At 71.4% G+C, this 26,134-nt stretch carries 14 protein-coding genes, 1 tRNA gene and 2 rRNA genes; 13 read left to right on the top strand and 4 right to left on the bottom strand.

Going from position 1 to position 26,134, the window contains the following annotated elements; genetic code table 11:
* From ACTWP8_RS03765 to ACTWP8_RS03750, 4 genes are all read left to right on the top strand, one after another.
* A 23S ribosomal RNA gene (locus ACTWP8_RS03765) occupies window positions 1-106 on the top strand; the annotation flags it as partial.
* 88 nt (window positions 107-194) lie between these two features.
* Window positions 195-311 (top strand): 5S ribosomal RNA (gene rrf, locus ACTWP8_RS03760).
* 106 nt (window positions 312-417) lie between these two features.
* Entirely contained in the window at window positions 418-1,119 is a 702-nt protein-coding gene (locus tag ACTWP8_RS03755) for a DegT/DnrJ/EryC1/StrS family aminotransferase (RefSeq protein ID WP_443320701.1), read from the top strand.
* Between the two features lie 73 nt (window positions 1,120-1,192).
* Window positions 1,193-1,268 (top strand) — tRNA-Thr (locus ACTWP8_RS03750).
* A 70-nt stretch (window positions 1,269-1,338) separates the two neighbouring features.
* On the opposite strand, the gene ACTWP8_RS03745 is transcribed toward ACTWP8_RS03750, so the two are convergent.
* Window positions 1,339-3,978, bottom strand: coding sequence for a SpoIIE family protein phosphatase (locus ACTWP8_RS03745; protein WP_443320700.1), 2,640 nt, complete (start codon window positions 3,976-3,978; stop codon window positions 1,339-1,341).
* Window positions 3,979-4,428: 450 nt separating this feature from the next.
* On the opposite strand from ACTWP8_RS03745, the gene ACTWP8_RS03740 reads away from it, so the two are divergent.
* The 9 genes from ACTWP8_RS03740 to ACTWP8_RS03700 all read left to right on the top strand — a co-directional run bounded on the left by ACTWP8_RS03740 (window position 4,429) and on the right by ACTWP8_RS03700 (window position 18,806).
* A complete protein-coding gene (locus ACTWP8_RS03740) occupies window positions 4,429-9,942 on the top strand; it encodes a HAMP domain-containing protein (RefSeq protein WP_443320699.1) in 5,514 nt (1,837 codons plus the stop codon).
* Window positions 9,943-10,180: 238 nt separating this feature from the next.
* Complete coding sequence (locus ACTWP8_RS03735) at window positions 10,181-10,858, top strand: response regulator (RefSeq protein ID WP_443320698.1); 678 nt, start codon at window positions 10,181-10,183, stop codon at window positions 10,856-10,858.
* Between the two features lie 164 nt (window positions 10,859-11,022).
* Window positions 11,023-13,839: a DNA translocase FtsK gene (locus ACTWP8_RS03730; RefSeq protein WP_443320697.1), complete on the top strand. Its 2,817-nt coding sequence runs from the start codon at window positions 11,023-11,025 to the stop codon at window positions 13,837-13,839.
* Between the two features lie 189 nt (window positions 13,840-14,028).
* Window positions 14,029-14,850: a helix-turn-helix domain-containing protein gene (locus tag ACTWP8_RS03725; protein WP_443320696.1), complete on the top strand. Its 822-nt coding sequence runs from the start codon at window positions 14,029-14,031 to the stop codon at window positions 14,848-14,850.
* Window positions 14,851-14,924: 74 nt separating this feature from the next.
* On the top strand, window positions 14,925-16,451 hold the full coding sequence (gene rimO, locus ACTWP8_RS03720; RefSeq protein ID WP_443320695.1) for a 30S ribosomal protein S12 methylthiotransferase RimO: 1,527 nt from the start codon (window positions 14,925-14,927) through the stop codon (window positions 16,449-16,451).
* Window positions 16,448-17,092, top strand: coding sequence for a CDP-diacylglycerol--glycerol-3-phosphate 3-phosphatidyltransferase (gene pgsA, locus ACTWP8_RS03715; RefSeq protein WP_443315590.1), 645 nt, complete (start codon window positions 16,448-16,450; stop codon window positions 17,090-17,092). Before rimO ends, pgsA begins: the two co-directional genes overlap by 4 nt.
* Complete coding sequence (locus ACTWP8_RS03710) at window positions 17,089-17,619, top strand: CinA family protein (protein WP_443320694.1); 531 nt, start codon at window positions 17,089-17,091, stop codon at window positions 17,617-17,619. Before pgsA ends, ACTWP8_RS03710 begins: the two co-directional genes overlap by 4 nt.
* A 109-nt stretch (window positions 17,620-17,728) precedes the next feature.
* Window positions 17,729-18,112 carry a helix-turn-helix domain-containing protein gene (locus ACTWP8_RS03705; protein WP_443320693.1) on the top strand — a complete coding sequence of 128 codons (384 nt, stop codon included), beginning with the start codon at window positions 17,729-17,731 and terminating at the stop codon, window positions 18,110-18,112.
* Between the two features lie 223 nt (window positions 18,113-18,335).
* Entirely contained in the window at window positions 18,336-18,806 is a 471-nt protein-coding gene (locus ACTWP8_RS03700) for a Dps family protein (RefSeq protein ID WP_443320692.1), read from the top strand.
* Between the two features lie 715 nt (window positions 18,807-19,521).
* On the opposite strand, the gene ACTWP8_RS03695 is transcribed toward ACTWP8_RS03700, so the two are convergent.
* From ACTWP8_RS03695 to ACTWP8_RS03685, 3 genes are all read right to left on the bottom strand, one after another.
* A complete protein-coding gene (locus ACTWP8_RS03695; RefSeq protein ID WP_443320691.1) occupies window positions 19,522-20,304 on the bottom strand; it encodes an SDR family NAD(P)-dependent oxidoreductase in 783 nt (260 codons plus the stop codon).
* A gap of 32 nt (window positions 20,305-20,336) precedes the next feature.
* Window positions 20,337-21,206: a DNA-formamidopyrimidine glycosylase family protein gene (locus tag ACTWP8_RS03690; RefSeq protein WP_443320690.1), complete on the bottom strand. Its 870-nt coding sequence runs from the start codon at window positions 21,204-21,206 to the stop codon at window positions 20,337-20,339.
* 156 nt (window positions 21,207-21,362) lie between these two features.
* A complete protein-coding gene (locus tag ACTWP8_RS03685) occupies window positions 21,363-26,090 on the bottom strand; it encodes an ATP-dependent helicase (RefSeq protein WP_443320689.1) in 4,728 nt (1,575 codons plus the stop codon).
* Between the last annotated feature and the right edge of the window lie 44 nt (window positions 26,091-26,134).

The following is a 26,134-nucleotide window of genomic DNA, read 5'->3' as shown; positions in this document are numbered from 1 at the left end:
GTTGAGGGGTTAAGGCTCCCAGGAGACGACTGGGTTGATAGGCCAGATATGGAAGCCTGGTAACGGGTGGAGTTGACTGGTACTAATAGGCCGAGGGCTTGTCCTCAGATGCTCGCGTTCACTGTGTTGGTTCTGAAGCAACGACCCCGGCCCCCTTTTTTTTGTGGGGCCCCGGCGGTTGTGTTTCGTAGTGTTTCGGTGGTCATTGCGTTAGGGAAACGCCCGGTTACATTCCGAACCCGGAAGCTAAGCCTTTCAGCGCCGATGGTACTGCAGGGGGGACCCTGTGGGAGAGTAGGACGCCGCCGAACAAACATTGAGAGAGAGCCCTGTCGGGAGCTTCGGTTCCCGACAGGGCTCTCTTATGTTGTGTTGCCCGCCACTTGGAGTTCACGTTGCGGGGGCACGATCCGTGCCATGGGACTGGGACATCCTGCAGTTGGGCTTCAGCGCGCTCTGACCAGCGCGGGCGTACGCGCAGGCGACGAGGTGATCGTGCCCTCGTACGGCACCGCCGATGTGGTGGAGGCCGTACGGCAGGCCGGCGGGATGCCGGTGTACGTGGACATAGACGCGGACAGCTTCTGCCTCGACCCGGCCGCTGTCGAGGCGGCGGTGACGCCGCGCACGGCGGCCGTCGTGCCGGTGCACCAGTTCGGCCACCACGCGGACATGACGCGGCTCTCTGAACTCGCCGGACGCCGCGGCCTGTTCCTCATACCGCAAGAGACAGAGCAGAGCTCCTCCGTGGAAACCGCGATGCGTCAGGCCAATGCCGCCTTCCTCAGCCAGCGGCTGAGCGACGTCATCACCCCCCGCGTCCGTCCCGGCGTCGAGCACACCTTCCACCAGTACGTCGTACGCGTGCCCGGCAATGGGCGGCCGGACCGGGACGCTTTCGCGCGGACCCTCCGGGCCAAGGGAGTCCGTTGCCGCGTGCCCGTACAGACTCCGGTGCACCGCATGCCGCCGTTCCGGCGCGACGTGTGGCTGCCCGAGACCGAGCGGGCCGCCGACGAATGTCTGTCTCTGCCCGTCGAAGCGGGCATGACGCGGCGGGAATTGCAGCGCGTGGCGTCGGCCTGCAATGCGCTCGGCGGGCTGCTGCAGCCTGCCTGAGAGGCGAGGTCCGCGGCCACTGTTGGCGGACGGGAACGCACGCGAGTTCGGGTATGATCTGACCCGTTGCCGCGCCCCAATAGCTCAGTCGGCAGAGCGTCTCCATGGTAAGGAGAAGGTCTACGGTTCGATTCCGTATTGGGGCTCCAGATACGAAGGCCCCCGCCAACTGCGGGGGCCTTCGTCATGTCTCGCCGCGTGTACGCCAGTTGTGCGTGCTCACGCCTCCTGGGCCGCGTGCGGCTCCGGGACGCGCATCGCGAGGATCGCCATGTCGTCCGACGCGGGCTCGGCGGCGAAGCGTTCCACCGCTCGCAGAATGCGCGCCGCGACCGCCCCGGCCGTCAGGCCCGTACACGTCGTCAGAACGTCGACGAGGCCGTCGTCGCCGAGCATGCGGCTGCCCTCCCGGCGCTCGGTCACGCCGTCCGTGACGCACAGCAGGACATCGCCGGGATCGAGGCTGACCGTCTGCTCGTACAGCTCCAGATCCTCCATCACGCCGAGCAGCGGCTGTGGTTCGGCCGCAGGCTCGACGCTGCCGTCCTGGCGCAGGCGCAGCGGCAGCGGATGCCCCGCGCAGACCACCTTGAGGATCGCGCCGCCGTCCTGCTGCGGCCACAACTCGCCGTACAGGAGGGTCAGGAAGCGGCTGCGGGCGCCCTCATCGAGGATGGCCGCATTCAGCCGCTCGAGGACCGCCGGGCCGCCGAAGCCCTCGCGTGCGAGCAGCCGCAGCGCGTGGCGGGCGAGGCCGGTGACGGCGGCGGCTTCCGGACCGGTGCCGCAGACGTCGCCGATGGCGAAGCCGTACGCCCCGTCGCGGATGGGGAAGACGTCGTAGAAGTCGCCGCCGACCTCGTTGCCCTCGCCCGCCGCGCGGTAGATGACCTCGACCTCCACGCCCGCCACTTCGGGCAGTTCGGGCGGCAGGAGGCTGCGCTGCAGGGACTGGCTGATGGCGGTGCGCTCGGAGTAGAGCCGCGCGTTGTCGAGGGCGAGGGCGGCCCGGCGCGACAGGTCCTCGGCGAGCTCCAGGATCTCCTGGCGGAAGTGCTCCTCGGTGGGCTTGCCGAGCGTCAGCATGCCGATGACGCGGTTACGGGCGACCAGCGGCAGCACCACGGTCTCGCCGCCCACCGCGGAGGCGGTCGCGAGCGAAGGACCGGGGCCTGCCGTGCCCTGCGAGGGGTCGCCCATGTCGACGGCGCGCAGCGAGGACCTGAGCGCCGCGGAGTGCGCGGCGTCGCTGGGGGCGGTCCATACGCGGGCGCCGGGGGTCGGGACCGGGTCCGGCGGTGCGACCTTGCCGAGCAGCGTCTTGATGCCGTCGATGCGGTCCTCGTCCTCGTGCAGGACGTAGGAGAGCTCCGGCTCGGAGGCCTGGTCGGCGACCGTGTAGACCGCGCACCAGGTGGCGAGGGTGGGGACCGTCATCTGGGCCATGAGGGCCAGGGTCTGGTCGCGGTCGAGGGTGCCGGCCAGAAGGTCGGAGGCCTCGACGAGGAAGGAGAGCGAGCCGCGGCGCAGGCGCTCGAGTTCGGTGAGCCGGGCGCGCTCGACCGCGAGGGCGATGCGGTCGGCCGCGAACTGCAGCCGCAGCGCCTCCTCGTTGGTGTAACGGCCCGGCCCCTCCGCGGCGACGCCGAGCGAGCCCGTCAGCCGTCCCTCGACCTTCAGCGGCACGGTGACCACGGAGCGCATGCCCGTGCCGCCGAGGAGCGGGACTGCGCCGGGTACGGCCGTGAGGTCCTCGTGGACGGAGGGCATACGGGCCGAGCCGTAGCGGCCCGTACCGGCTTCCACGGGCACGCGCGCGAAGCGCTGGCGTGCGGAGGGCAGCCCTGTGGAGGCGCGGACCTCCAGCTCGGTCTCGTCGTCCGTGGCCAGGAGGAGGTACGCGGCGTCGCCGTCGAGCATGTCGCGGGCGCGCTCGACGGTGCGCTGGAGGAGGCCGTCGAGGTCGTCCGGGGCGGGGGAGCCGATGAAGACCTCGAACGGGTCGGCGGCGGGCCCGCGGCCGTCGCCCGACGTCGTGGCGCTGTCGCCGGCGGCCGGGCGCAGTGTCGTCTGGAGCACGGCGCGCTCGTGGTCCCGTACCAGCAGCAGCACGGTCGAGGGCTCGCCCTGAGCGTCGCGGACGCGGAGGTGCGAGGCGTAGACGGGCACGACGCGGCCGTCGGTGTCGCGGAGGCCGTACGAGCCCTCCCAGCGGGAGAGCTGGAGCGCCTCGGCGATGCCGGTGCCCGTGCCGGGGGTGTGCGGCCAGGCGGCCAGGTCGGTGAGCGGCTTGCCGATGACCTGCTCCGGGGCGTAGCCGAAGAGTTCCTGAGCGTCGTCGTTCCAGGAGCTGACGGCACCGCCGCGGTCGATCTGGACGACGGCGACCCGGACCCGGGAGCCGGCGACGGGGAGCGCGTCGGTCGGGAGGGCGGGGCCCGCGGAGCGCGTGCCCGCCGGGCGCTCGGCGAGGTCGAGCTGGAACCAGACCTGCTTGTGCGTCGCGGTGTACTCCACGCCCCAGCGGCTGGCGAGCGCGCCGCACAGCAGCAGGCCGCGGCCGCCCTCACGGTCCGGGTGCGCGAGGTGACGGCCGGTGCTCTGGAGCGGGAGTTCGCGCTCCGGGTAGCGGTCGGCGACCTCGACCCGTACGCCGCGGTCGTTGCGGAGGCAGAACACCTCGGCGGCCGTGCCCGCGTGCACCACGGCGTTGGTGACCAGTTCGCTGGTGAGGACGACGGCGTCGTCCACGATGTCGGAGAAGCCCCAGCCCTGGAGGGTGTCGCGGACGAAGGCGCGGGCGGAGGCGACCGAGCGCCCGACCGGCTCGAAGGTGGCCGTAGCCCGCGCGGTGATCACTGCTCTCCTCACAGATGTCTCGGAGTCCGCCCCCGGGACCGGCCGTCTGTCGACGGAACCGGGCGCCGAGGGGTCGCCGGGTCCTTCAGATACGTGGCCGAAATCACCGTCCACGATGTCCTGCCGGACCAGGCTCTCGCCCCGCTCCTTCATCCCCGCTCCCTATGGCCGGACGGCTCCCGTCCCGGCCGCCCCTCCGATGCCTCGTCGTCGCACTACCGCCCTCCTGAGGGCGGGCGGATGGACAGCCGGGTGCCAGGTTACTTACCTTCGCCGTCCGTGCGGATGCCGGTCGCGCGTGTTTCCGCCCCGAGAGTGCGGTAGACGGTACTGCGATGGCGGGTGTGCGATGCTGCCGAACTGTTATGGCCTGGTTGGGCCATGGTGAAACACTGGGAAGGCTTCGACAGAAGACCTTGCAAGGACGGTCGACCCCGCAGGAGGGACACGGTGGAGTCTGGCGCAGCGGCGCGGGGCGCGAGCACGCGCGCGAAAGGCGGACGGTCCCGTAGCAACGGGACGACCGAAGTGGATACGGCGTCGCTGAACCGGTTGCTCACCGCACTGGTGGCGATGCGGGACGGGAACTTCCGGAAACGGCTGACGGTGTCGGGCGAAGGTGTCATGTCCGAGATCGCCGCCGTCTTCAACGAGGTGGCTGACCGCAATCTGCACCTGACGGGCGAGCTTGCGCGAGTACGGAGGGTGGTCGGCCGTGAGGGAAAGCTCACGGAACGGCTCGAGACTGGCGCCTGTGAGGGCTCGTGGGCGGCGGCGATCGACGCGTCGAACGCGCTCGTCGACGATCTCGCCCGACCGGTATCCGAGGTGGGCCGGGTGCTGTCGGCGGTCTCCGAGGGAGATCTGTCGCAGCGCATGGATCTGCGGTCGATGGGCGCGAGTGGGACGGCGCACCCGCTGCGCGGCGAGTTCCTGAAGGTGGGCCGCACGGTCAACGGGCTGGTCGACCAGTTGTCGGCGTTCACTGATGAAGTGACCCGTGTGGCCAGTGAGGTGGGCACCGAGGGCAAGCTCGGCGGCCAGGCCAAGGTGCGCGGAATGTCGGGTTCATGGAAGGACCTGACGGACTCGGTCAACACCATGGCGTACCGGCTCACCGCGCAGGTGCGGGACATCGCACTCGTCACCACGGCGGTCGCCAAGGGCGATCTGTCGCGGAAGGTCACCGTCCATGTGGCCGGCGAGATGCTGGAGCTGAAGAACACCGTCAACACGATGGTGGACCAGCTCTCCTCGTTCTCCTCCGAGGTGACCCGGGTCGCCCGCGAGGTGGGCACCGAGGGCGAACTCGGCGGCCAGGCGCAGGTGCCGGGCGTCGCGGGCGTCTGGAAGGACCTCACCGACTCGGTGAACCTTATGGCGGGCAATCTGACGGCGCAGGTGCGCGGGATCGCTCAGGTCACGACCGCGGTCGCAAGTGGCGACCTGTCGCAGAAGGTCACGGTGAGCGCACGCGGCGAAGTCGCCCAGCTCGCCGAAACGATCAACACGATGACCGAGACGCTGCGCACCTTCGCCGACGAGGTGACGCGGGTCGCGAGCGAAGTCGGCGCCGAGGGGCAGCTGGGCGGCCAGGCGCAGGTGCCGGGCGCGGCCGGTACGTGGAAGGACCTCACGGACTCGGTGAACACCGCGTTCCGCAACCTCACGGCGCAGGTGCGGGACATCGCTCAGGTGACGACGGCGGTGGCGAACGGCGATCTGTCGCAGAAGGTCACGGTCGATGTGGCCGGGGAGATGCTGGAGCTGAAGAACACCGTCAACACCATGGTGGACCAGCTGTCGTCCTTCGGTGCCGAAGTGACCCGTGTGGCGCGGGAGATCGGTGTGGAGGGTGAACTCGGCGGCCAGGCGCAGGTGCCGGGCGCGGCGGGCACGTGGAAGGACCTCACCGACTCGGTGAACACCGCGTTCCGCAACCTCACAGGGCAGGTCCGCAACATCGCTCAGGTGACGACGGCGGTGGCGAACGGCGATCTGTCGCAAAAGGTCACGGTCGACGTCTCCGGCGAGATGCTCCAGCTGAAGAACACCGTGAACACGATGGTGGACCAACTGTCGTCCTTCGCCGACCAGGTGACCCGTATGGCGCGGGACGTGGGTACGGAGGGCCGGCTCGGCGGCCAGGCCAGGGTGGACGGCGTGTCCGGCACCTGGAAGGACCTCACCGACTCCGTCAACTTCATGGCCGGCAACCTGACTTCTCAGGTGCGGCAGATCGCCCAGGTGACCACGGCCGTGGCGCGGGGCGACCTCTCGCAGAAGATCGAGGTCGACGCCCGCGGCGAGATCCTGGAGCTCAAGAACACCATCAACACGATGGTCGACCAGCTCTCCGCATTCGCGGAGCAGGTGACGCGGGTGGCCCGCGAAGTGGGTACGGACGGCCGCCTCGGCGGCCAGGCACAGGTGCCCGGAGTCGCGGGCGTGTGGCGCGATCTGACCGACTCCGTGAACGGCATGGCGGGCAACCTCACCGCCCAGGTCCGCAACATCGCCCAGGTGGCCACGGCTGTCGCCCGCGGTGACCTGTCCCAGAAGATCGACGTGGACGCGCGCGGCGAGATCCTGGAGCTGAAGAACACCCTCAACACGATGGTGGACCAGCTGTCCTCGTTCGCCGACCAGGTGACCCGGGTGGCGCGCGAGGTGGGCACCGAGGGCATCCTCGGCGGCCAGGCCGAGGTGCAGGGCGTATCGGGCACCTGGAAGGACCTCACCAAGTCCGTCAACTTCATGGCGAACAACCTGACTTCGCAGGTGCGCAACATCGCCGAGGTGACGACCGCGGTCGCGCGCGGCGACCTGTCCAAGAAGATCACCGTCGACGCGAAGGGCGAGATCCTCGAACTCGTCACGACCGTCAACACAATGGTCGACCAGCTCTCCTCCTTCGCCGAGCAGGTGACGCGGGTGGCCCGCGAGGTGGGTACGGAGGGCCAGCTGGGCGGTCAGGCCAGAGTCCCGGGCGTCACCGGCATCTGGAAGGACCTCAGCGACAACGTCAACCTGATGGCCAACAACCTGACCATCCAGGTGCGCAACATCTCGCAGGTCGCGGGCGCGGTCGCCAACGGCGACCTGACCAAGAAGGTGACGGTCGAGGCGCGCGGCGAGGTCGCGCAGCTCGCCGACACCGTCAACACCATGGTGACGACGCTGTCGTCGTTCGCCGACGAGGTGACGCGCGTGGCCCGCGAGGTGGGCACCGACGGCAGCCTGGGCGGCCAGGCGCGCGTGCCCGGCGTCTCCGGCACGTGGAAGGACCTCACCGAGTCCGTGAACTCGATGGCGTCCAACCTGACCGGTCAGGTGCGCAACATCGCCATGGTCACCACCGCGATCGCCAAGGGCGACCTCACCAAGAAGATCGACATCGATGCGCGGGGCGAGATCCTCGAGCTCAAGACGACCATCAACACGATGGTCGACCAGCTGTCGTCCTTCGCCGAGCAGGTCACGCGGGTGGCCCGCGAGGTGGGTACGGAAGGCCAGCTCGGCGGCCAGGCCCGGGTGCGCGATGTCGACGGCACGTGGCGCGACCTGACCGAGTCCGTGAACGAGATGGCGGGCAACCTGACCCGCCAGGTGCGCGCGATCGCCGCAGTCGCCGCGGCCGTGACCCGCGGCGACCTCAACCTGAAGATCGACGTGGATGCGGCGGGCGAGATCCTGGAGCTCCAGGACAACATCAACACGATGATCGCGACCCTGCGCGAGACCACGCTCGCCAACAAGGAGCAGGACTGGCTCAAGGGCAACCTCGCTCGCATCTCCGGTCTGATGCAGGGTCGCCGCGACCTCAAGGACGTGGCCGGGCTCATCATGAGCGAACTGACCCCGGTCGTCTCCGCTCAGCACGGCGCGTTCTTCCTGTCGATGCCGACCGGCGACAGCGCGGAGATCGGCGGCCCCGGCGAGGACGGCTCGTACGAGCTGCGCCTGATCGGGTCGTACGGCTACTCGATGGGCGCGATGCCGACGTCCTTCCGGCCGGGCGAGACGCTCATCGGCACGGCCGCCGAGGAGAAGCGCACGATCCTGGTCGAGAACGTGCCGCCGGGCTACCTGAAGATCGCCTCGGGGCTCGGTGAGGCGCCGCCGGCCCATGTGATCGTGCTGCCGGTGCTGTTCGAGGGCAAGGTCCTCGGCGTGATCGAGCTGGCCTCCTTCCAGCCCTTCGCGCAGATCCAGAAGGACTTCCTCAGCCAGATCGCCGAGATGATCGCGACGAGTGTCAACACCATCAGTGTCAACACCAAGACCGAGGTGCTGCTCAAGCAGTCGCAGGAGCTGACCGATCAACTGCGCATCCGCTCGGGCGAGTTGGAGAACCGGCAGAAGGCGCTCCAGGCGTCCAACGCCGAACTGGAGGAGAAGGCCGAGCTGCTGGCCCGGCAGAACCGCGATATCGAGGTCAAGAACACCGAGATCGAGGAGGCGCGGCAGGTCCTGGAGGAGCGCGCCGAGCAGCTCGCGGTCTCGATGCGCTACAAGTCCGAGTTCCTGGCCAACATGTCGCACGAGCTGCGCACTCCGCTCAACTCGCTGCTGATCCTGGCCAAGTTGCTCGCCGACAACGCCGACGGCAACCTCTCCCCGAAGCAGGTGGAGTTCGCCGAGACGATCCACGGAGCGGGATCCGACCTGCTCCAGCTGATCAACGACATCCTCGACCTGTCGAAGGTCGAGGCGGGCAAGATGGACGTCAGCCCGACCCGTATCGCCCTGGTGCAGCTGGTGGATTACGTCGAGGCGACCTTCCGGCCGCTGACCGCCGAGAAGGGCCTGGACTTCTCCGTACGGGTCTCGCCCGAGCTGCCCGCCACCCTGCACACCGACGAGCAGCGGCTGCTGCAGGTGCTGCGCAACCTGCTGTCGAACGCGGTGAAGTTCACCGACAGCGGCGCTGTGGAGCTGGTCATCCGGCCGGCCGGGAAGGAGGTGCCGGCCACGATCCGCGAGCAGCTGCTGGAGCACGGCTCGCTGCGCGACCCGGACGCCGACATGATCGCGTTCTCGGTGACCGACACCGGCATCGGGATCGCGGCCAGCAAGATGCGGGTGATCTTCGAGGCGTTCAAGCAGGCGGACGGCACCACCAGCAGGAAGTACGGCGGTACCGGCCTCGGCCTGTCCATCAGCCGCGAGATCGCGCGGCTGCTGGGCGGCGAGATCCACGCGGCCAGCGAGCCGGGCCGCGGCTCCACGTTCACGCTCTACCTGCCGCTCAACCCGACCGAGCTGCCGCCCCAGGGGTATCCGCAGCTCGCGCCCGCAGGGCCCATCGGCGCCGCGGCGATCGCTGCCCCCGCCGGCGACCCGCTGCTCGGTTCTCGGGGTGGCGAGGAGGCCAAGGAGGAGCCCGAGGGCGCCGAGGAGGCCCCTGCGGCGGCGTACACGCCCGCGCGGCGGGGCGTCGGCAGTCTGGCGCGGCTGCGCCGCAGGACCGCGGCTGCGGAGCAGCTGTCCCAGAACGGCGTCCCGGGGCAGCAGACGCCGCAGGAGGCCTGGCTGGACAAGGGCCGGGACCTGGTGGAGCGCGGCTTCGAGGGCGGCTTCCACGGCGAGAAGGTGCTGATCGTCGACGACGACATCCGCAATGTGTTCGCGCTGACGAGCGTGCTGGAGCAGCACGGACTGTCGGTGCTGTACGCGGAGAACGGCCGCGAGGGCATCGAAGTGCTGGAGCAGCACGACGATGTGGCGGTCGTTCTGATGGACATCATGATGCCGGAGATGGATGGGTACGCGACGACTGCCGCGATCCGGCGGATGCCGCAGTTCGCCGGTCTGCCGATCATCGCGCTCACCGCGAAGGCGATGAAGGGAGACCGGGAGAAGAGCATCGAGTCCGGCGCGTCCGACTATGTCACCAAGCCGGTCGACACGGACCATCTGCTCGAGGTCATGGAGCAGTGGATGCGGCCCGGCGCTGACTGATGCTGGTGGAACGCGTGTGGAAACGCGGGTTTCGGGGAACCTTCTGGTCTCCCACCGCGTTTCTTGCTACGTGCACAGTGACATCGCGGTGACAGGGTGTGGCGACAGGCGGGGTGCGGCTACCATGACCGGCACAAGGACGGGCGGCGCAAGGGAGTCGTCCCCTGGGGCGGCGCCCGGTGCTTCCCCGAGCTCTTCGAGCAGGGGAGGCCCCACGCCGGGGCGAGGAGGGCGGGCCATGGTGCAGAAGGCCAAGATCCTCCTGGTCGATGACCGGCCGGAGAATCTGCTGGCGCTGGAGGCCATTCTCTCCGCGCTCGATCAGACCCTGGTGCGGGCATCGTCAGGGGAGGAAGCGCTCAAAGCGCTGCTGACGGATGACTTCGCGGTGATCCTGCTGGACGTCCAGATGCCGGGCATGGACGGCTTCGAGACCGCGGCGCACATCAAGCGGCGGGAGCGGACGCGGGACATCCCGATCATCTTCCTGACGGCCATCAACCACGGTCCGCACCACACCTTCCGCGGTTACGCGGCGGGTGCGGTGGACTACATCTCCAAGCCCTTCGACCCCTGGGTGCTGCGCGCGAAGGTCTCGGTCTTCGTCGAGCTCTACATGAAGAACTGTCAGCTGCGGGAGCAGGCCTCCCTGCTGCGGCTGCAGTTGGAGGGCACCGGCCGTCCGGATCCCGAGACCAAGGAGCCCGCCGGGCTGCTGGCGGAGCTCTCCGCGCGGCTCGCGGCGGTCGAGGAGCAGGCCGAGGCGCTGTCCAAGCAGCTCGACGACTCCGCGGACGCGGCCGCCGTCGCCACCGCCGCGCATCTGGAGCGCAAACTCACCGGGCTGCGGCGGGCGCTGGACGCGCTCGAGCCGGGCGCGGGGAACGGCGCGTCCCCGCTCCCCTCCCAGAGTTGAGCGTTACGCCGCTTCCGGACATGTCACTCCCCGGCATCCCGTCCCCGGATACGTCACTTCCGGGTTGACGCAGCGTCAACGCGACGTCAATCCGAAGGCGACACGAACGGGTTAACGTCTGGGCACACGTGTCCCAGCCGTCCCGCACCGGTAACCTCGGCGGCATGGCCTCACGTACGTCCGGCAAGGGTTCCCAGAGCAGCACGGGCAGCTCCAAGCCGCGCGCGGGCCGTACCGGGGGCGCCGCGAAGAAGACGGCGGCGAAGAAGGCACCGGCCAAGAAGGCACCGGCCAAGAAGGCGGCGTCGGGCCGGAAGGCACCGGCGAAGAAGGCCGCGGCCAAGAAGACGGCACCGAAGCCGGCGCCGTCGCCCACCGCCGGTGTGTATCTGCTCGTACGTGCGCTGTGGCTCGGCCTCGCGCACGCGGTCGGCGCGCTGTTCCGCGGCGTAGGGCGAGGTGCCAAGGGCCTCGACCCCGCGCACCGCAAGGACGGCCTCGCGCTGCTCCTGCTGGGCATCGCACTGATCGTCGCGGCCGGCACCTGGTCCAATCTGCAAGGCCCGGTCGGCGACCTCGTCGAGATGCTGGTGACCGGCGCCTTCGGGCGGCTCGACCTCGTGGTGCCGCTCCTGCTCGGCGCCATCGCCGTACGGCTCATCCGGCACCCGGAGCAGCCGGAGGCCAACGGACGCATTGTCATCGGACTCTCCGCGCTGGTCATCGGGGTCCTCGGCCAGGTCCACGTGGCGTGCGGCGCGCCCGGGCGCGGCGAGGGCACCGAGGCGATCCGGGACGCGGGCGGGCTGATCGGCTGGGCCGTCTCCAGGCCGCTGATCTTCACGGTCGGCCAGGCCCTGGCCGTGGCCCTGCTGGTGCTGCTCACCGTCTTCGGGCTGCTCGTGGTGACCGCGACTCCGGTGAACGCGATCCCGCAGCGGCTGCGGCTGCTCGGCACCAAGCTCGGCCTTGTGAGCGGTGGCCCGGACGACGAGGACGCGGCGAGCGCGGACCCGTACGAGGAGGGGTACGGCGGCGAGTACGACGACGAGTGGCGCCGGCCGTCCGCGCGGCGGACGCGACGGGGCGCCTCACGGGCCGCCTCCGCCGCCGCGGAGGCCGACCCGGACCGGGCCGAGGAAGAGGCGCTGTCGAAGCGCAGGCGGGGCCGCAGGACGTCCGCACAGCCCGCCTCCGCACAGTCGGCCGACGACCGCGAGATGGGTGCCGTGGACGTGGCCGCCGCGGCGGCTGCTTCGCTGGACGGGGCCGTGCTGCACGGCGTACACCCCTCGCCGCTGGTCGCCGGGCTCAGCCACGGCATCGCGGCGGAGCGGGAGGCGGCGTCCGGGACGACCGGGGTGCCGACCGCGCGCGAGGCCGAGCCGGAGACCCCGGCGGCCCCGGCCACCCGCTCCGGCGACGGCGTGCCCGACCTGACCAAGTCCACCCCCGAGCGCGCCGAGCCCCTGCCGCCGCGCGCCGAGCAGCTTCAGCTCTCCGGGGACATCACCTACTCCCTGCCCTCCCTCGACCTGCTGGAGCGCGGCGGCCCGGGCAAGGCGCGCAGCGCCGCGAACGACGCCGTCGTGGCCTCGCTCTCGAGGGTGTTCGAGGAGTTCAAGGTCGACGCCGCCGTCACCGGCTTCACCCGCGGCCCGACCGTCACCCGCTACGAGGTCGAGCTGGGCCCGGCCGTGAAGGTCGAGCGGATCACCGCCCTCACCAAGAACATCGCGTACGCCGTCGCCAGCCCCGACGTCCGGATCATCAGCCCCATCCCGGGCAAGTCCGCGGTCGGTATCGAGATCCCCAACACCGACCGCGAGATGGTCAACCTCGGCGACGTGCTGCGGCTCGCCGACGCGGCCGGTGACGAGCACCCGATGCTCGTCGCGCTCGGCAAGGACGTCGAGGGCGGCTATGTCATGGCCGACATCGCGAAGATGCCGCATGTCCTGGTCGCCGGTGCGACCGGCTCCGGAAAGTCCTCCTGCATCAACTGTCTGATCACCTCGATCCTGGTCCGCGCGACGCCGGAGGACGTGCGGATGGTGCTGGTGGACCCCAAGCGCGTCGAACTGACCGTCTACGAGGGCATCCCGCACCTCATCACGCCGATCATCACCAATCCGAAGCGCGCGGCCGAGGCCCTGCAGTGGGTCGTTCGCGAGATGGACCTGCGCTACGACGACCTGGCCGCGTACGGGTTCCGGCACATCGACGACTTCAACCAGGCCGTGCGCAACGGCAAGGTCACGGCGCCGGCCGGCAGCGAGCGCGAGCTGGCCCCGTACCCGTACCTGCTGGTGATCGTGGACGAGCTCGCCGACCTGATGATGGTGGCGCCGCGCGACGTCGAGGACGCGATCGTCCGGATCACGCAGCTGGCGCGGGCCGCGGGCATCCACCTGGTGCTCGCCACCCAACGGCCGAGCGTCGACGTCGTCACCGGCCTGATCAAGGCGAACGTGCCGTCCCGGCTGGCCTTCGCCACCTCCTCGCTCGCCGACAGCCGGGTCATCCTCGACCAGCCGGGCGCCGAGAAGCTGATCGGCAAGGGCGACGGTCTCTTCCTGCCCATGGGCGCCAACAAGCCGGTCCGCATGCAGGGCGCCTTCGTGACCGAGACCGAGATCGCCGCGGTCGTCGAGCACTGCAAGGCCCAGATGACGCCGGTCTTCCGCGACGACGTCACGGTGGGGACGGCGAAGAAGAAGGAGATCGACGAGGAGATCGGCGACGACCTTGACCTGCTCTGCCAGGCGGCCGAGCTGGTGGTGTCGACGCAGTTCGGCTCGACCTCGATGCTGCAGCGGAAGCTGCGGGTGGGGTTCGCGAAGGCCGGCCGACTGATGGATCTCATGGAGTCGCGGGGAGTCGTCGGGCCGAGTGAGGGGTCCAAAGCGCGCGATGTGCTGGTCAAAGCGGAGGAATTGGACGGAGTGCTGGCGCTGATCCGTGGGGAGACTCACCCGTAAGAGGGTCGGCGAGCAACCGTTTCCTCTGCCGATACGTCAAGTTGTAGGGAAGGACGAGCGGGTAGGGGATCCTAGAACGGTGCGGCCGTTCTGATGGCGTACAAACTCCGTCTCCCCGGTTGCCCCACCCTTTCGTACCACCCCTAGACTGAACATCCAGCAGGTGGCTCACGCTCGAAAGGCGCCCCCGTGTCCATCGGCAACTCCCCCGAAGACGACCGTCCTTCCGTCGAAGAAGACGACCGCCCCTCGGTCGGTCGTGCGCTGCAGCAGGCCCGTATCGACGCCGGACTGACCGTCGAGGAGGTCAGTTCCACCACGCGGGTGCGCATCCCCATCGTGCATGCGCTCGAGCAGGATGACTTCACCCGGTGCGGCGGCGATGTCTATGCCCGCGGGCATATCCGGACGCTGGCGCGCGCGGTCGGCATCGATCCGGCCGTGCTGATCGAGCAGTACGACGCCGAGCACGGCGGGCGGCCGTCGCCGACCCCGGCCGCGCCGCTGTTCGAGGCGGAGCGGTTCCGGCCCGAGCCGCGGCGCCCCAACTGGACCGCCGCGATGGTCGCGGCCATCGTCGCCGTCGTCGCGTTCGTCGGCTTCACGCTGTTCAGCGGCGACGACAAGGGCAGCAGCGGCTCCGTGGCCAGCCAGACCGCCTCGTCCAAGCCCAGCGCCTCCCCGAGCGCGAACAAGCCCCACGACCCCAAGCCCGAGCCGTCCGACAGCGCCATCGCGGCCGCACCGGCCGACAAGGTCACGGTCAAGCTCACCGCCGACGACGGCGCGAGCTGGATCTCGGCGAAGGACCACAGCGGGCGGCTGCTCTGGGAAGGATCCCTCAAGCAGGGCGACTCGAAGACCTTCACGGACAAGCAGCGGATCGACCTCATTCTCGGCAACGCCGGCGCCGTTCAGCTCTTCGTCAACGGCAAGGAGATCGACGACCGGTACGAGCAGGGTCAGGTCCAGCGGCTGAGCTACACCAAGGGAGACCCGGCGGCAGGCTGACCCGGGGCCCGCGCGGGGCGGGCAGCCGAACCCTGGCAGCGGAGCGCGCCGCCGGGACGAAGTAGGCTGACGTCATGCCCGAATCCCGTACCGTCGCTCTCGTCACCCTCGGCTGCGCCCGTAACGAGGTGGACTCGGAGGAGCTCGCAGGCCGCCTGGCGGCGGACGGGTGGGAACTCGTCCAGGAGGCCGCCGACGCCGACGTCGCCGTCGTCAACACCTGCGGTTTCGTCGAAGCCGCGAAGAAGGACTCGGTCGACGCCCTGCTCGAGGCCAACGATCTGAAGACCGCGGCCTCTGAAGGCGGCGGGCGTACGCAAGCGGTGGTCGCTGTCGGCTGCATGGCCGAGCGGTACGGCAAGGAGCTGGCCGAGGCCCTGCCCGAGGCCGACGGCGTGCTCGGCTTCGACGACTACGCGGACATCTCCGACCGGCTGCGAACGATTCTGTCCGGCGGCGTCCACGCCTCGCACACCCCGCGCGACCGGCGCAAGCTGCTCCCCATCAGCCCGGTCGAGCGGCAGGCCGCCTCGGTTCCGCTGCCGGGCCACGGAGATCTCGTACCGACTCCGGAGGACCTGCCGGAGGGGCTCGCACCGGCCTCGGGACCCCGGGCTCCGCTGCGCCGCCGCCTGGACTCCGGCCCGGTCGCGTCGGTCAAGCTGGCATCCGGATGCGACCGGCGCTGCTCGTTCTGCGCGATCCCGGCCTTCCGTGGATCGTTCATCTCCCGCCGCCCCTCCGACGTGCTGACCGAAACGCGGTGGCTGGCGGATCAGGGCGTCAAGGAGATCATGCTGGTCTCCGAGAACAACACCTCGTACGGCAAGGACCTCGGGGACATCCGGCTGCTCGAGACGCTGCTGCCCGAGCTGGCGGGCGTCGACGGCATCGAGCGGATCCGGGTCAGCTATCTGCAGCCCGCCGAGATGCGCCCGGGGCTCATCGACGTTCTGACGTCGACACCGAAGGTCGCTCCGTACTTCGACCTGTCCTTCCAGCACTCGGCGCCGGGCGTGCTGCGGGCGATGCGGCGCTTCGGCGACACCGACCGCTTCCTGGAGCTGCTGGGCACCATTCGGTCCAAAGCTCCGCAGGCCGGTGCCCGGTCGAACTTCATCGTCGGCTTCCCCGGCGAGACCGAGCAGGACCTGGCCGAGCTGGAGCGTTTCCTGACCCATGCGCGGCTGGATGCGATCGGGGTCTTCGGGTACTCGGACGAGGACGGCACCGAGGCCGCCGCGTACGAGAACAAACTCCATGAGGACGTCGTCGCGGAGCGGCTCGAGCGCATCTCGCGGCTCGCGGAGGAGCTGACCGCGCAGCGTGCGGAGGAGCGTCTCGGAGAGACGGTCGAGGTCCTCGTCGAGGCGGTGGACGGGGATGAAGGCTTCGGCGAGGGCGAGAGCGAGTGGGCGGGCGCGGTGGGGCGCGGCGCCCACCAGGCGCCCGAGACCGACGGCCAGGTGATCCTCACGGAGTCCCGGGGGCTCACCCCCGGCCGTATTGTCGAGGCCAAGGTGGTGGCGACCGAGGGCGTAGACCTGGTGGCCGAACCACTGGCCGGCGGGTCCTGTACGGGCGAGGAGGCGGGCACATGAGCGGAGTTCCCGCGTCCGCGGCGGGCGGTCCCGGGCGTGCGCCGGTGCGCGGCGGCCCGGTGGGTGCGCCCGCGGTCCCGCAGCCCGGGCTTTGGAACATCGCCAACATCCTCACGATGGCGCGGTTGCTCCTTGTGCCCGGGTTTGTCTTGTTGATGCTCCACAACGGCGGCTACGACCCGGCCTGGCGGTCCTTCGCCTGGGCGGCCTTCGCCGTCGCCATGATCACGGACCTGTTCGACGGTCACCTGGCCCGGCGGTACAACCTCGTCACCGACTTCGGCAAGATCGCCGACCCGATAGCCGACAAGGCGATCATGGGTGCGGCGCTGATCTGTCTCTCTGCCCTGGGGGACCTGCCCTGGTGGGTCACGGGTGTGATCCTCTTCCGGGAGATCGGGATCACGCTGATGCGGTTCTGGGTGATCAGGTACGGCGTCATCCCCGCGAGCCGCGGCGGAAAGATGAAAACCCTCGCTCAGGGCACGGCCGTGGGCATGTACGTCCTCGCGCTGACCGGGCCGCTCGCCTCGCTGCGTTTCTGGGTGATGGCGGTGGCCGTGGTGCTGACCGTGGCGACCGGCCTGGACTACGTACGGCAGGCCGTGGTGCTCCGGCGGGCCGGGGACGCGACTCGATGACCGGCCCGCGGGCCGCCGGTGCGCTCGCCGCCGACGTGCTCGGGCTGCTCGTGCGCCGCGGTGAGACGCTCGCCGTCGCCGAGTCGCTGACCGGCGGCATGGTCGCAGCGGAGCTGACCGGTGTGCCCGGCGCCTCGAAGGCGTTCCGCGGCTCGGTCACCGCGTACGCGACGGAGGTGAAGCAGGGGCTGCTCGGCGTGGACGGTGCGCTGCTGGCCGAGCGCGGGGCCGTCGATCCCGGAGTCGCCGGGCAGATGGCGGCGGGCGTGCGGCGGCTGCTGGGCGCGGACTGGGGAGTGGGGGCCACGGGGGTCGCCGGTCCCGACGTGCAGGACGGGCAGCCGGTCGGCACGGTGTACGTCGCCGTGGCGGGCCCCGGAGGCGCTGCTCGCGGGCGGGAACTGAGACTGAGCGGCGACCGAGCGGGTATCCGCTCCGAGAGCGTCCAGGCGGCGCTCGGACTGCTTCTGGGGGAACTGATCGAAAATGTGCGGGCACAGGATACGGAACAGAGCGGGGGGAATTGATGTTTGCAGCCCTGAGTGAACACGTCATCGCTCCCCGCACGGCCGCGGCCCGAGGCGGTACGGTGGGGCGAGAAGGATCCGAATCCGAGGTCCGAGGAGGGAGCCACCGATGATTTTGCTCCGTCGCCTGCTGGGTGACGTGCTGCGTCGGCAGCGCCAGCGCCAGGGCCGAACCCTGCGCGAGGTGTCCTCGTCGGCGCGGGTCTCCCTCGGCTACCTCTCGGAGGTCGAGCGGGGGCAGAAGGAGGCTTCCTCCGAGCTGCTCTCCGCGATCTGCGACGCGCTGGACTTGCGGATGTCCGAAGTCATGCGCGAGGTGAGTGACGAGCTGTCGCTCGCCGAGCTGGCGGAGTCCGCGGCTGCGAGCGAGCCGGTGCCTGCGCCGATGCGTCCGATGCTCAACTCGGTCTCCGTGACGTCCGTGACGGGCGTACCGGAGGAGCGCGTGACGATCAAGCCGCCTGCGGAGGCGGTGGACGTCGTGGCGGCCTGACGGCCCGGCAGCTTTCTCGTTCCGTCGCTGCGCCTGCAGCGCGTTTCTCCTGCAGAGACGTCTCTGCCACAAGCTTCGTCGAGCCCCGGGCCGTATGTGGCGCCCGGGGCTCGACGCGTTGTTCTCTCTTGCCGGTCCTCCCTTCGGAATGTCTCGCCCGGGACAGGTGTGCGATCGTTGAGAGGAACATTGCGGCAAATGGGAAGAAATCAGGAGGAACCTGATGTCTGTCGTCAAAAGCCCGTTGCGTGACGAAGATCTCAAGATCGTCGGTGATGCCCTCCAGGGAGCGCTGGTCGACCTCGTGGACCTCGCCCTGGTGGCCAAGCAGGTCCACTGGAACGTCACGGGGCTGCGGTTCCGCTCCGTGCACCTGCAGCTCGACGAGGTCGTCGCCAGCGCCCGCAAGCACGCCGACACCGTGGCCGAGCGGGCCGCGGCCCTCGGGGTGTCCCCGGACGGGCGGGCCGAAACGGTCGCCAAGAGCAGTGGCATCGACCATGTCAACGACGGCTGGATCAAGGACGACGACGCGGTGCGGATGCTCACCGGCGCACTGGGCTCCGTGATCGTCCGGATGCGGGAGCGGATCGAGGCCACCGACCAGTCGGACCGGGTGAGCCAGGACTTGCTCATCGGGCTGACGGCCGATCTCGAGAAGCACCGGTGGATGTTCCAGGCGGAGAGCGCCTGAGGCGGCGGGCAGGCGGGCCGGGAGCCGCGGGTCAGGGTGCCAGGGGCGCTGGCGCTGTCGCCGGGGGTGTCGCTGGGGGTGTTGGGGGCGCCCGGGGCGCGGGTGTCGGCGGGCAGCTGCTGGGCGCGCCGTCCCGGCGGTCGTGCGCCCTCGTGCGGAGGGACCCGGCCGACTAGCGTCCGGCCGGAGGAGGGTCCGTAGGAGGCAGCCATGGCAGGGTTGGAGCTCGGGGACGGAGAGCCGCCGGTACGAATACGGGCGGGCCTGGTCCGTGCGGCGGTGGCTGTGCGGGCGGGCCCGGCGCGTATTGCGGGGGTCGTGCGAGTGGGACCGGCACGTATCGCGGGGGCGGTGCGAGTGGGACCGGCGCGTATTGCCGAGGTCGTGCGGACGGGCCCGGTCCGGACCGTGGGGGCCGTGCGGGCGGACCGGGTGGCGGTCGTGTTGCCGGTCGGTGCCACTGCCGTGCGATGGGTGGCCGCGCCGGTCCTTACGGGGGCGTGGTGCTGGGCCGTGGTGCGTCTGACCGTGGCGCCCGGCGAGTCCGGGCCTCTGGAGGCGGCCGTGATTGCGGGGGGCTGGGGGCTCAGCCTGCTGCCCGTCCACTGCGTCCCGGCGTCCGAGGCGCGCTCGGCGAAGGAGGCCAGGGCATCGGCCAGAGCGGCGAGAGCATCCCGAGCCGCCGGGGAGTCCGGAGCTCCCTGGAGGTCCCGAGCTACCAGGGCATGGCGACGCCGCCGTTCGGGCGCAGGATCTGACCCGTCGTGAACGACGAGGCGTCCGAGGCGAGATGGAGCACGGCGTGGGCGACGTCCTCCGGTTCGCCGACCCGGCTCAGGGGAGAGGCTCGGGCCATGGTCTGCTCGGCCTGGTTCTGGGCCCGGGCGTCGTGTCTGTCGGTCATGGGGGTGCGGATCCAGCCGGGGGCCACCGCGTTGACCCGGATGCCATGCTGCCCCACCTCCGTGGCCAGGGTCTTCGTGAGCTGGACGACGGCGGCCTTCGCGGCGCCGTAGCAGAGGAGTCCTGGGGCGCCGGTGTCGACGGCTCCGGAGGCCATCGTCACGATGGAGCCGGGGGTCTGCGTGGCGATCATGGAGCGGGCCGCTTCCTGGCAGACGTGGAGCACACCTTTGAAGTTGACCGCCAGGACGCGGTCGATGTCGGCGTCTGTCGTCTCCAGGACGGGGCTGCGGTGCATGATGCCCGCGATCGCGGCCATGACGTGCAGTCGGCCGCTCCCGGTTCGTGCGGCCTCGGCCACGGCGGCCGCGACTTGGGCGCGGTCGGTCACGTCGAGGGGGTGGGTCCTGGCCGTGCCACCGGCGGCCGCGATCCGCTCCGCGGTTCCCCGCAGGCCCTTCTCGTCGACATCGGCGCAGTGAACGGCCGCTCCGGCACGGGCGAGGAGGGCGGCGGTAGCCCGGCCTATGCCGCTCGCGGCGCCGGTGACGAAGACTGTGCGCCCGGTGAGGTCGTAGGCCTGGAGGACGGTCATGGCGTGACGGTACGAGTGAACCTGACGGTCCGTCAATTGCTTGCTGCCGACGACCTCCGAGGGGATTGATGGGGGGTGGGGGAGGCGGACCCGGGTCGGGAGGGGCTGGATGGCGAGGGGCCGGACTGGCACGACGGGCACCAGTAGGTGCTGCGCTCCTGGCCCGCGGCGCCCTGGTCGGCGGCGAGCACGGACGTTCCGCAGCGGCGGCAGGGGCGGCCCGCTCTGCCGTAGACCCACAGCCGGTGGTCGCGGCGGTGGTCGGCGGTGGTGGCGCGGGCGAGCCGGGTCTTGTTGGCCTCGAGGAGCCGTTTGGCCAGGGCTACCAGGCGGTCGGGGGCAGGGACCTCGGAGACGGGGAGCCAGGGGGTGCAGCCGGCCATGAAGCACAGCTCGGATTTGTAGACATTGCCGATACCGGCGAGGTTGCGCTGGTCGAGCAGGGCCTCGCCGAGGGGGCGGGCGGGGTCGGCGAGCAGTCTGCGCAGGGCCTCGTACGGGTCCCAGTCGGGGCCGAGCAGGTCGGGGCCGAGGTGGCCGACGACGCTGTCCTCGTCCGCGGTGCGGAGGAGGCCGAGGACGGGGAGGCGGTAGCCGACGGCGGTCCTTTCGGCGGTGACCAGGATGGCGCGGATCTGGTGCTCGGGTCCGCCGCGCCAGCGCTCGTCGGGGGTGTAGAGGTGCCACGCGCCGTCCATCCGCAGATGGGAGTGGAGGGTCAGTCCGCCCTCGATGCGGGTCAGCAGGTGCTTGCCGCGGGCGACCACCTCGGTGACGTCCCGCCCGGACAGGTCGACGGTGGCGAGTCTGGGCACGCGCAGGTCGGACCGCACGATGCGCTCGCCCGCGAGCGCATCGTGCAGCCTGCGGGCCGTCTGCCAGACGGTGTCTCCTTCGGGCATGCAGCCATGATGCCGCCGGGTGGGGACTGGCCGGGATGCTGACCGGCGACACCGCCGGGCTGCGCCGCAGGTGCGGTACGCGGGGGCGGGCGCGTAGGGCCCGCCGGCGGTCTGAGGTGCGCGGATTCTCGCGCGGGTTGGCGCCGGGGCGGGGGGTCAGGACGGGCGGAGGCGGAGGCCGCGGGGGGTGGGGTGGAAGCCTGCGGCTTCCAGGGCGCGGCCTATGGGGGAGGAGAGAGCCGGTGTGCCGTTGGCGCGCTCGACCGTGACCGTGCCGAGCGCGCCCCCGCGGGCGGCCTGCGCCAGCGCCTCGGCGGCCGCGTGCAGCCGGGCGTCGGCCTCCGGGCCGTCCGCGTCCTGCCCTGGCCAGGCGAGCAGGGTCTTGCCGCCGCGCTCGACGTACAGGACGAGTTCGCCGCCGACGAGCACCACCAGGGCGCCCGCCTTGCGGCCCGGCTTGTGGCCGGCGCCCGAGGGCGGGTCGGGCCAGGGAAGCGCGGCGCCGTACGCGTTGGCCGGGTCGGCCGCCGCGAGGACCACCGGCCTGCCCTCGCGCGCGTCCCGGCCGCCACTGTCGAGGAACCTGGGGTGCGGCCCCTCCGCCGCCTCGCGGTCGCGGGCCGTCGCCACCGCACGGAGGCGGTCGACGGCGCCGTCCATCGCGAACTGCGCCGCGCCGAGCCCCTCGACCACGTAGCCACGCCGGGCCTGCCCGGTCTCCTCGAAGGCGGACAGCACGCGGTACGCGGCCGAGAAGCCGCCCTCCACACCCTCGGCCTGGACCGCGCCGCGGGTGACCACGCCGTGCCGGTCCAGCAGCGTGTGGGCCAGGGCGTGGGCGCGCCGGGTCGGATCCGTTTCCCGCCCGGGCAGCAGCGACCAGCGGCCCGCGACGGTCGGAGGCCCGCTGCGCGATGCGGTGCCGCGGACCGTACGGGGACTGAGGCCGGCCGTGAACGTGCCGTACCGCCCGCGGGGCACCGAGCGTTTCGCCCGGTGAGCGGTGGCGCCCGCGGTGCGGCCGGAGCCGAGCAGGGACCGAAGCGGCGCCAGGGTGTCGTTGGTGAGCCTGCCGGACCAGGCCAGGTCCCAGACGGTGTCCGCCAGCTGCGGGTCGGTGCACTCGGGGTGCTCGGCCCGCACCTGGTCGGCGATCTGCCGGAAGAACAGTCCGTAGCCGCCGGACAGCGCGTCGAGCACCGACTGGTGCAGCGGTCCGATCTCGAGCGGATGGGGCGGCGGGAGCAGCAGCGGACCGGACTCGGCGAGATACAGGGACACCCAGCCGTCCTTGCCGGGCAGCGCTCCGGCCCCGGCCCAGACGACTTCGCCGGAAGCGGTCAACTCGTCGAGCATCGCCGGGGCGTAGCCGGAGACGCGGGACGGCAGGACCAGCTTCTCGAGGGCGGAGGCGGGCACGGGGGCGCCCTGGAGCTGCTCGATCGCGCGCACCAGGCCGTCGATGCCGCGGAGGCCGTGGGTGCCGACGTGCTGCCACTGGGGGAGGAAGGTGGCGAGCGCCGGGGGCGGTACGGGCTCCATCTCCTGCCGGAGGGCGGCCAGGGAGCGGCGGCGCAGCCGGCGCAGCACCGCGCTGTCGCACCACTCCTGCCCGATCCCGGCGGGGTGGAACTCGCCCTGGACGATGCGGCCCGCGGCGGCCAGCCGGTGCAGCGCGCCGTCCGTGACGGCGGTGCCGATGCCGAAGCGGGCAGCCGCTTCGGCGGAAGTGAAGGGGCCGTGGGTGCGGGCGTAGCGGGCGAGGAGGTCGCCCAGCGGGTCCTTGACCGGCTCGGTGAACGCCTCGGGCACGCCCACCGGAAGCGCCGTGCCCAGCGCGTCCCGGAGCCGCCCGGCGTCCTCGACGGCCGCCCAGTGGTCCGCGCCCGCGACCCGCACTCTGATGGAGCGGCGGGCGGCGGCCAGCTCCCGCACCCACTCCTGCTCGGCGCCGCGCTCGGCCAACTCGGCGTCGGTGAGCGGGCCGAGCAGGCGCAGCACGTCGGCCAGGCTCTCCACGTCCTTGACCCGGCGTTCCTCGGTCAGCCACTGCAGCTCGCCCTCCAGCTCGGTCAGCACCTCGGCGTCGAGCAGTTCGCGCAGCTCGGCCTGGCCCAGCAGCTCGGCGAGCAGCCGGGAGTCGAGGGAGAGCGCGGCAGCCCGCCGCTCGGCGAGCGGGGAGTCGCCCTCGTACAGGTACTGGGCGACGTATCCGAAGAGCAGCGAGCGGGCGAACGGCGAGGGCTCGGGGGTGGTGACCTCGACCAGGCGGACCCTGCGGGCTTCGATGTCGCCCATCAGCTCGGTGAGGCCCGGGACGTCGAAGACGTCCTGCAGGCACTCGCGCACCGCCTCCAGGACGATCGGGAACGAGCCGAACTCCGAGGCGACTTGGAGGAGCTGGGCGGCGCGCTGGCGCTGCTGCCAGAGCGGGGTGCGCTTGCCGGGATTGCGGCGCGGCAGCAGCAAGGCGCGGGCCGCGCACTCGCGGAACCGGGAGGCGAACAGCGCGGAGCCGCCGACCTGGTCGGTGACGATCTGGTCGACCTCGCCCTTGTCGAAGGCGACGTCCGCGGCACCGACCGGGGACTGCTCCGACTCGTACTCCCGCCCCCGCTGGGCCGGGTCCGTCTCCAGGTCGAGCAGGTCGAGGCCCATCAGATCGGCGTCGGGCAGCCGCAGCACGATGCCGTCGTCGGCGTGCATCACCTGGGCGTCCATGCCATAGCGCTCGGCGAGGCGGGCGCCGAGCGCCAGCGCCCACGGAGCGTGCACCTGTGCCCCGAAGGGGGAGTGGACGACGACCCGCCAGTCGCCCATCTCGTCCCGGAACCGCTCGACGACGATGGTCCGGTCGTCCGGCACGTGCCCGCAGGCCTCGCGCTGCTCCTTCAGATACGCCAGGACGTTGTCGGCGGCCCAGGCGTCCAGGCCCGCCGCGACCAGCCGCAGCCGGGCGTCCTCGGCGGTGAGACCGCCGACCTCGCGCAGGAACGCCCCCAGGGCGCGGCCCAGTTCCAGGGGCCGGCCCAGCTGGTCGCCCTTCCAGAACGGCAGCCGCCCCGGCACCCCGGGCGCGGGCGAGACCAGAACCCGGTCGCGGGTGATGTCCTCGATCCGCCACGACGTCGTGCCCAGCGTGAACACGTCGCCGACCCGGGACTCGTAGACCATCTCCTCATCGAGCTCCCCGACCCGGCCTCCGCCTTTCTTGGGGTCGGCCCCGGCCAGGAAGACCCCGAACAGACCACGGTCCGGGATCGTGCCGCCCGAGGTCACCGCGAGCCGCTGGGCGCCCGGCCGTCCGGTGAGCGCCCCGGCCACCCGGTCCCATACGAGGCGGGGGCGCAGCTCGGCGAAGGCGTCCGACGGGTAGCGGCCCGCGAGCATGTCCAGCACGGCGGTGTACGCGGACTCGGGCAGCGAGGCGAAGGGGGCGGCCCGGCGGATCACGGCCAGCAGCTCGTCCACGTCCCAGGTGTCCATCGCCGTCATCGCGACGATCTGCTGGGCCAGCACGTCCAGCGGGTTGGCCGGAACGCGCAGCGCCTCGATGGCGCCGCTTCGCATCCGCTCGGTGACCACGGCCGACTGCACCAGGTCCCCGCGGTACTTGGGGAAGACGACGCCGGTGGAGACCGCGCCCACCTGGTGCCCCGCCCGGCCGACGCGCTGCAGCCCGGAGGCGACGGACGGGGGCGACTCGACCTGGACGACCAGGTCGACAGCGCCCATGTCGATGCCCAGCTCCAGGCTGGACGTGGCGACGACGGCCGGCAGCCGGCCGGCCTTGAGGTCCTCCTCGACCAGGGCCCGCTGCTCCTTGGACACCGAGCCGTGGTGCGCCCGGGCCATGACGCCCGGGGCGCCCCTGGCGGCGCCCGAGCCGCCCATCAGCTCGGCGGGGGAGTGGTGCTCCGGGGCGGGCTCGCCGGTGGCGCGCTCGTACGCGATCTCGTTGAGCCTGTTGCACAGGCGCTCTGCCAGGCGGCGGGAGTTGGCGAAGACGATGGTGGAACGGTGGGCCTGCACCAGGTCCGCGATCCGCTCCTCCACATGCGGCCAGATCGAGGGCTTGTCGCCGGCCGCGCCGCTCTCGGGATCAGTGGCGGGGGAGCCCCCCAACTCGCCCAGATCCTCGACCGGCACCACGACGGAGAGGTCGAACTCCTTGCCGGAGGGGGGTTGTACGACCGTGGCCGGGCGCTGGGGCGAAAGATAGCGGGCCACCTCGTCGACGGGCCGAACGGTCGCCGACAGGCCGATCCGCCGGGCCGGGCGCTCCAGGAGCTCGTCGAGGCGCTCCAGGGACAGCGCCAGGTGAGCTCCCCGCTTCGTGCCCGCCACGGCGTGCACTTCGTCCACGATCACCGTCTCCACGCCCGCCAGCGCGTCACGGGTGGCGGAGGTGAGCATCAGGAACAGCGACTCGGGGGTCGTGATCAGGATGTCCGGCGGCCGGTTGGACAGGGCGCGGCGCTCGGCGGCCGGGGTGTCGCCGGAGCGGATGCCGACGCGCACCTCCGGCTCCGGCAGCCCGAGCCGCACGGCCTCGTGCTTGATCCCGGTCAGCGGGCTGCGCAGATTGCGCTCCACGTCCACAGCGAGGGCTTTGAGCGGCGACACGTACAGCACCCGGCAGCGCTTCTTCGCCTCCGCGGGCGGGGGCGTGCTCGCCAGCCGGTCCAGGGCGGCGAGGAACGCCGCCAGGGTCTTGCCGGAGCCGGTCGGGGCGACGACCAGCACGTCCGAGCCCTCGTCGATGGCCCGCCAGGCGCCGGCCTGGGCGGCGGTGGGCGCGGTGAAGGCCCCCGTGAACCACGCGCGGGTCGCGGGGGAGAAGGAGCCGAGGGCCTGGGCCGGTTCTTCCGACATGCTCCCCATCGTGCACCCGGCCACTGACAACCGGCCGGACCCGCAGGTCAGCG

Source organism: Streptomyces sp. 7N604 (assembly GCF_052245475.1).
In the GTDB taxonomy this organism is placed as follows: Bacteria; Actinomycetota; Actinomycetes; order Streptomycetales; family Streptomycetaceae; genus Streptomyces.
This window is presented reverse-complemented; position numbering and strand designations above follow the sequence as displayed.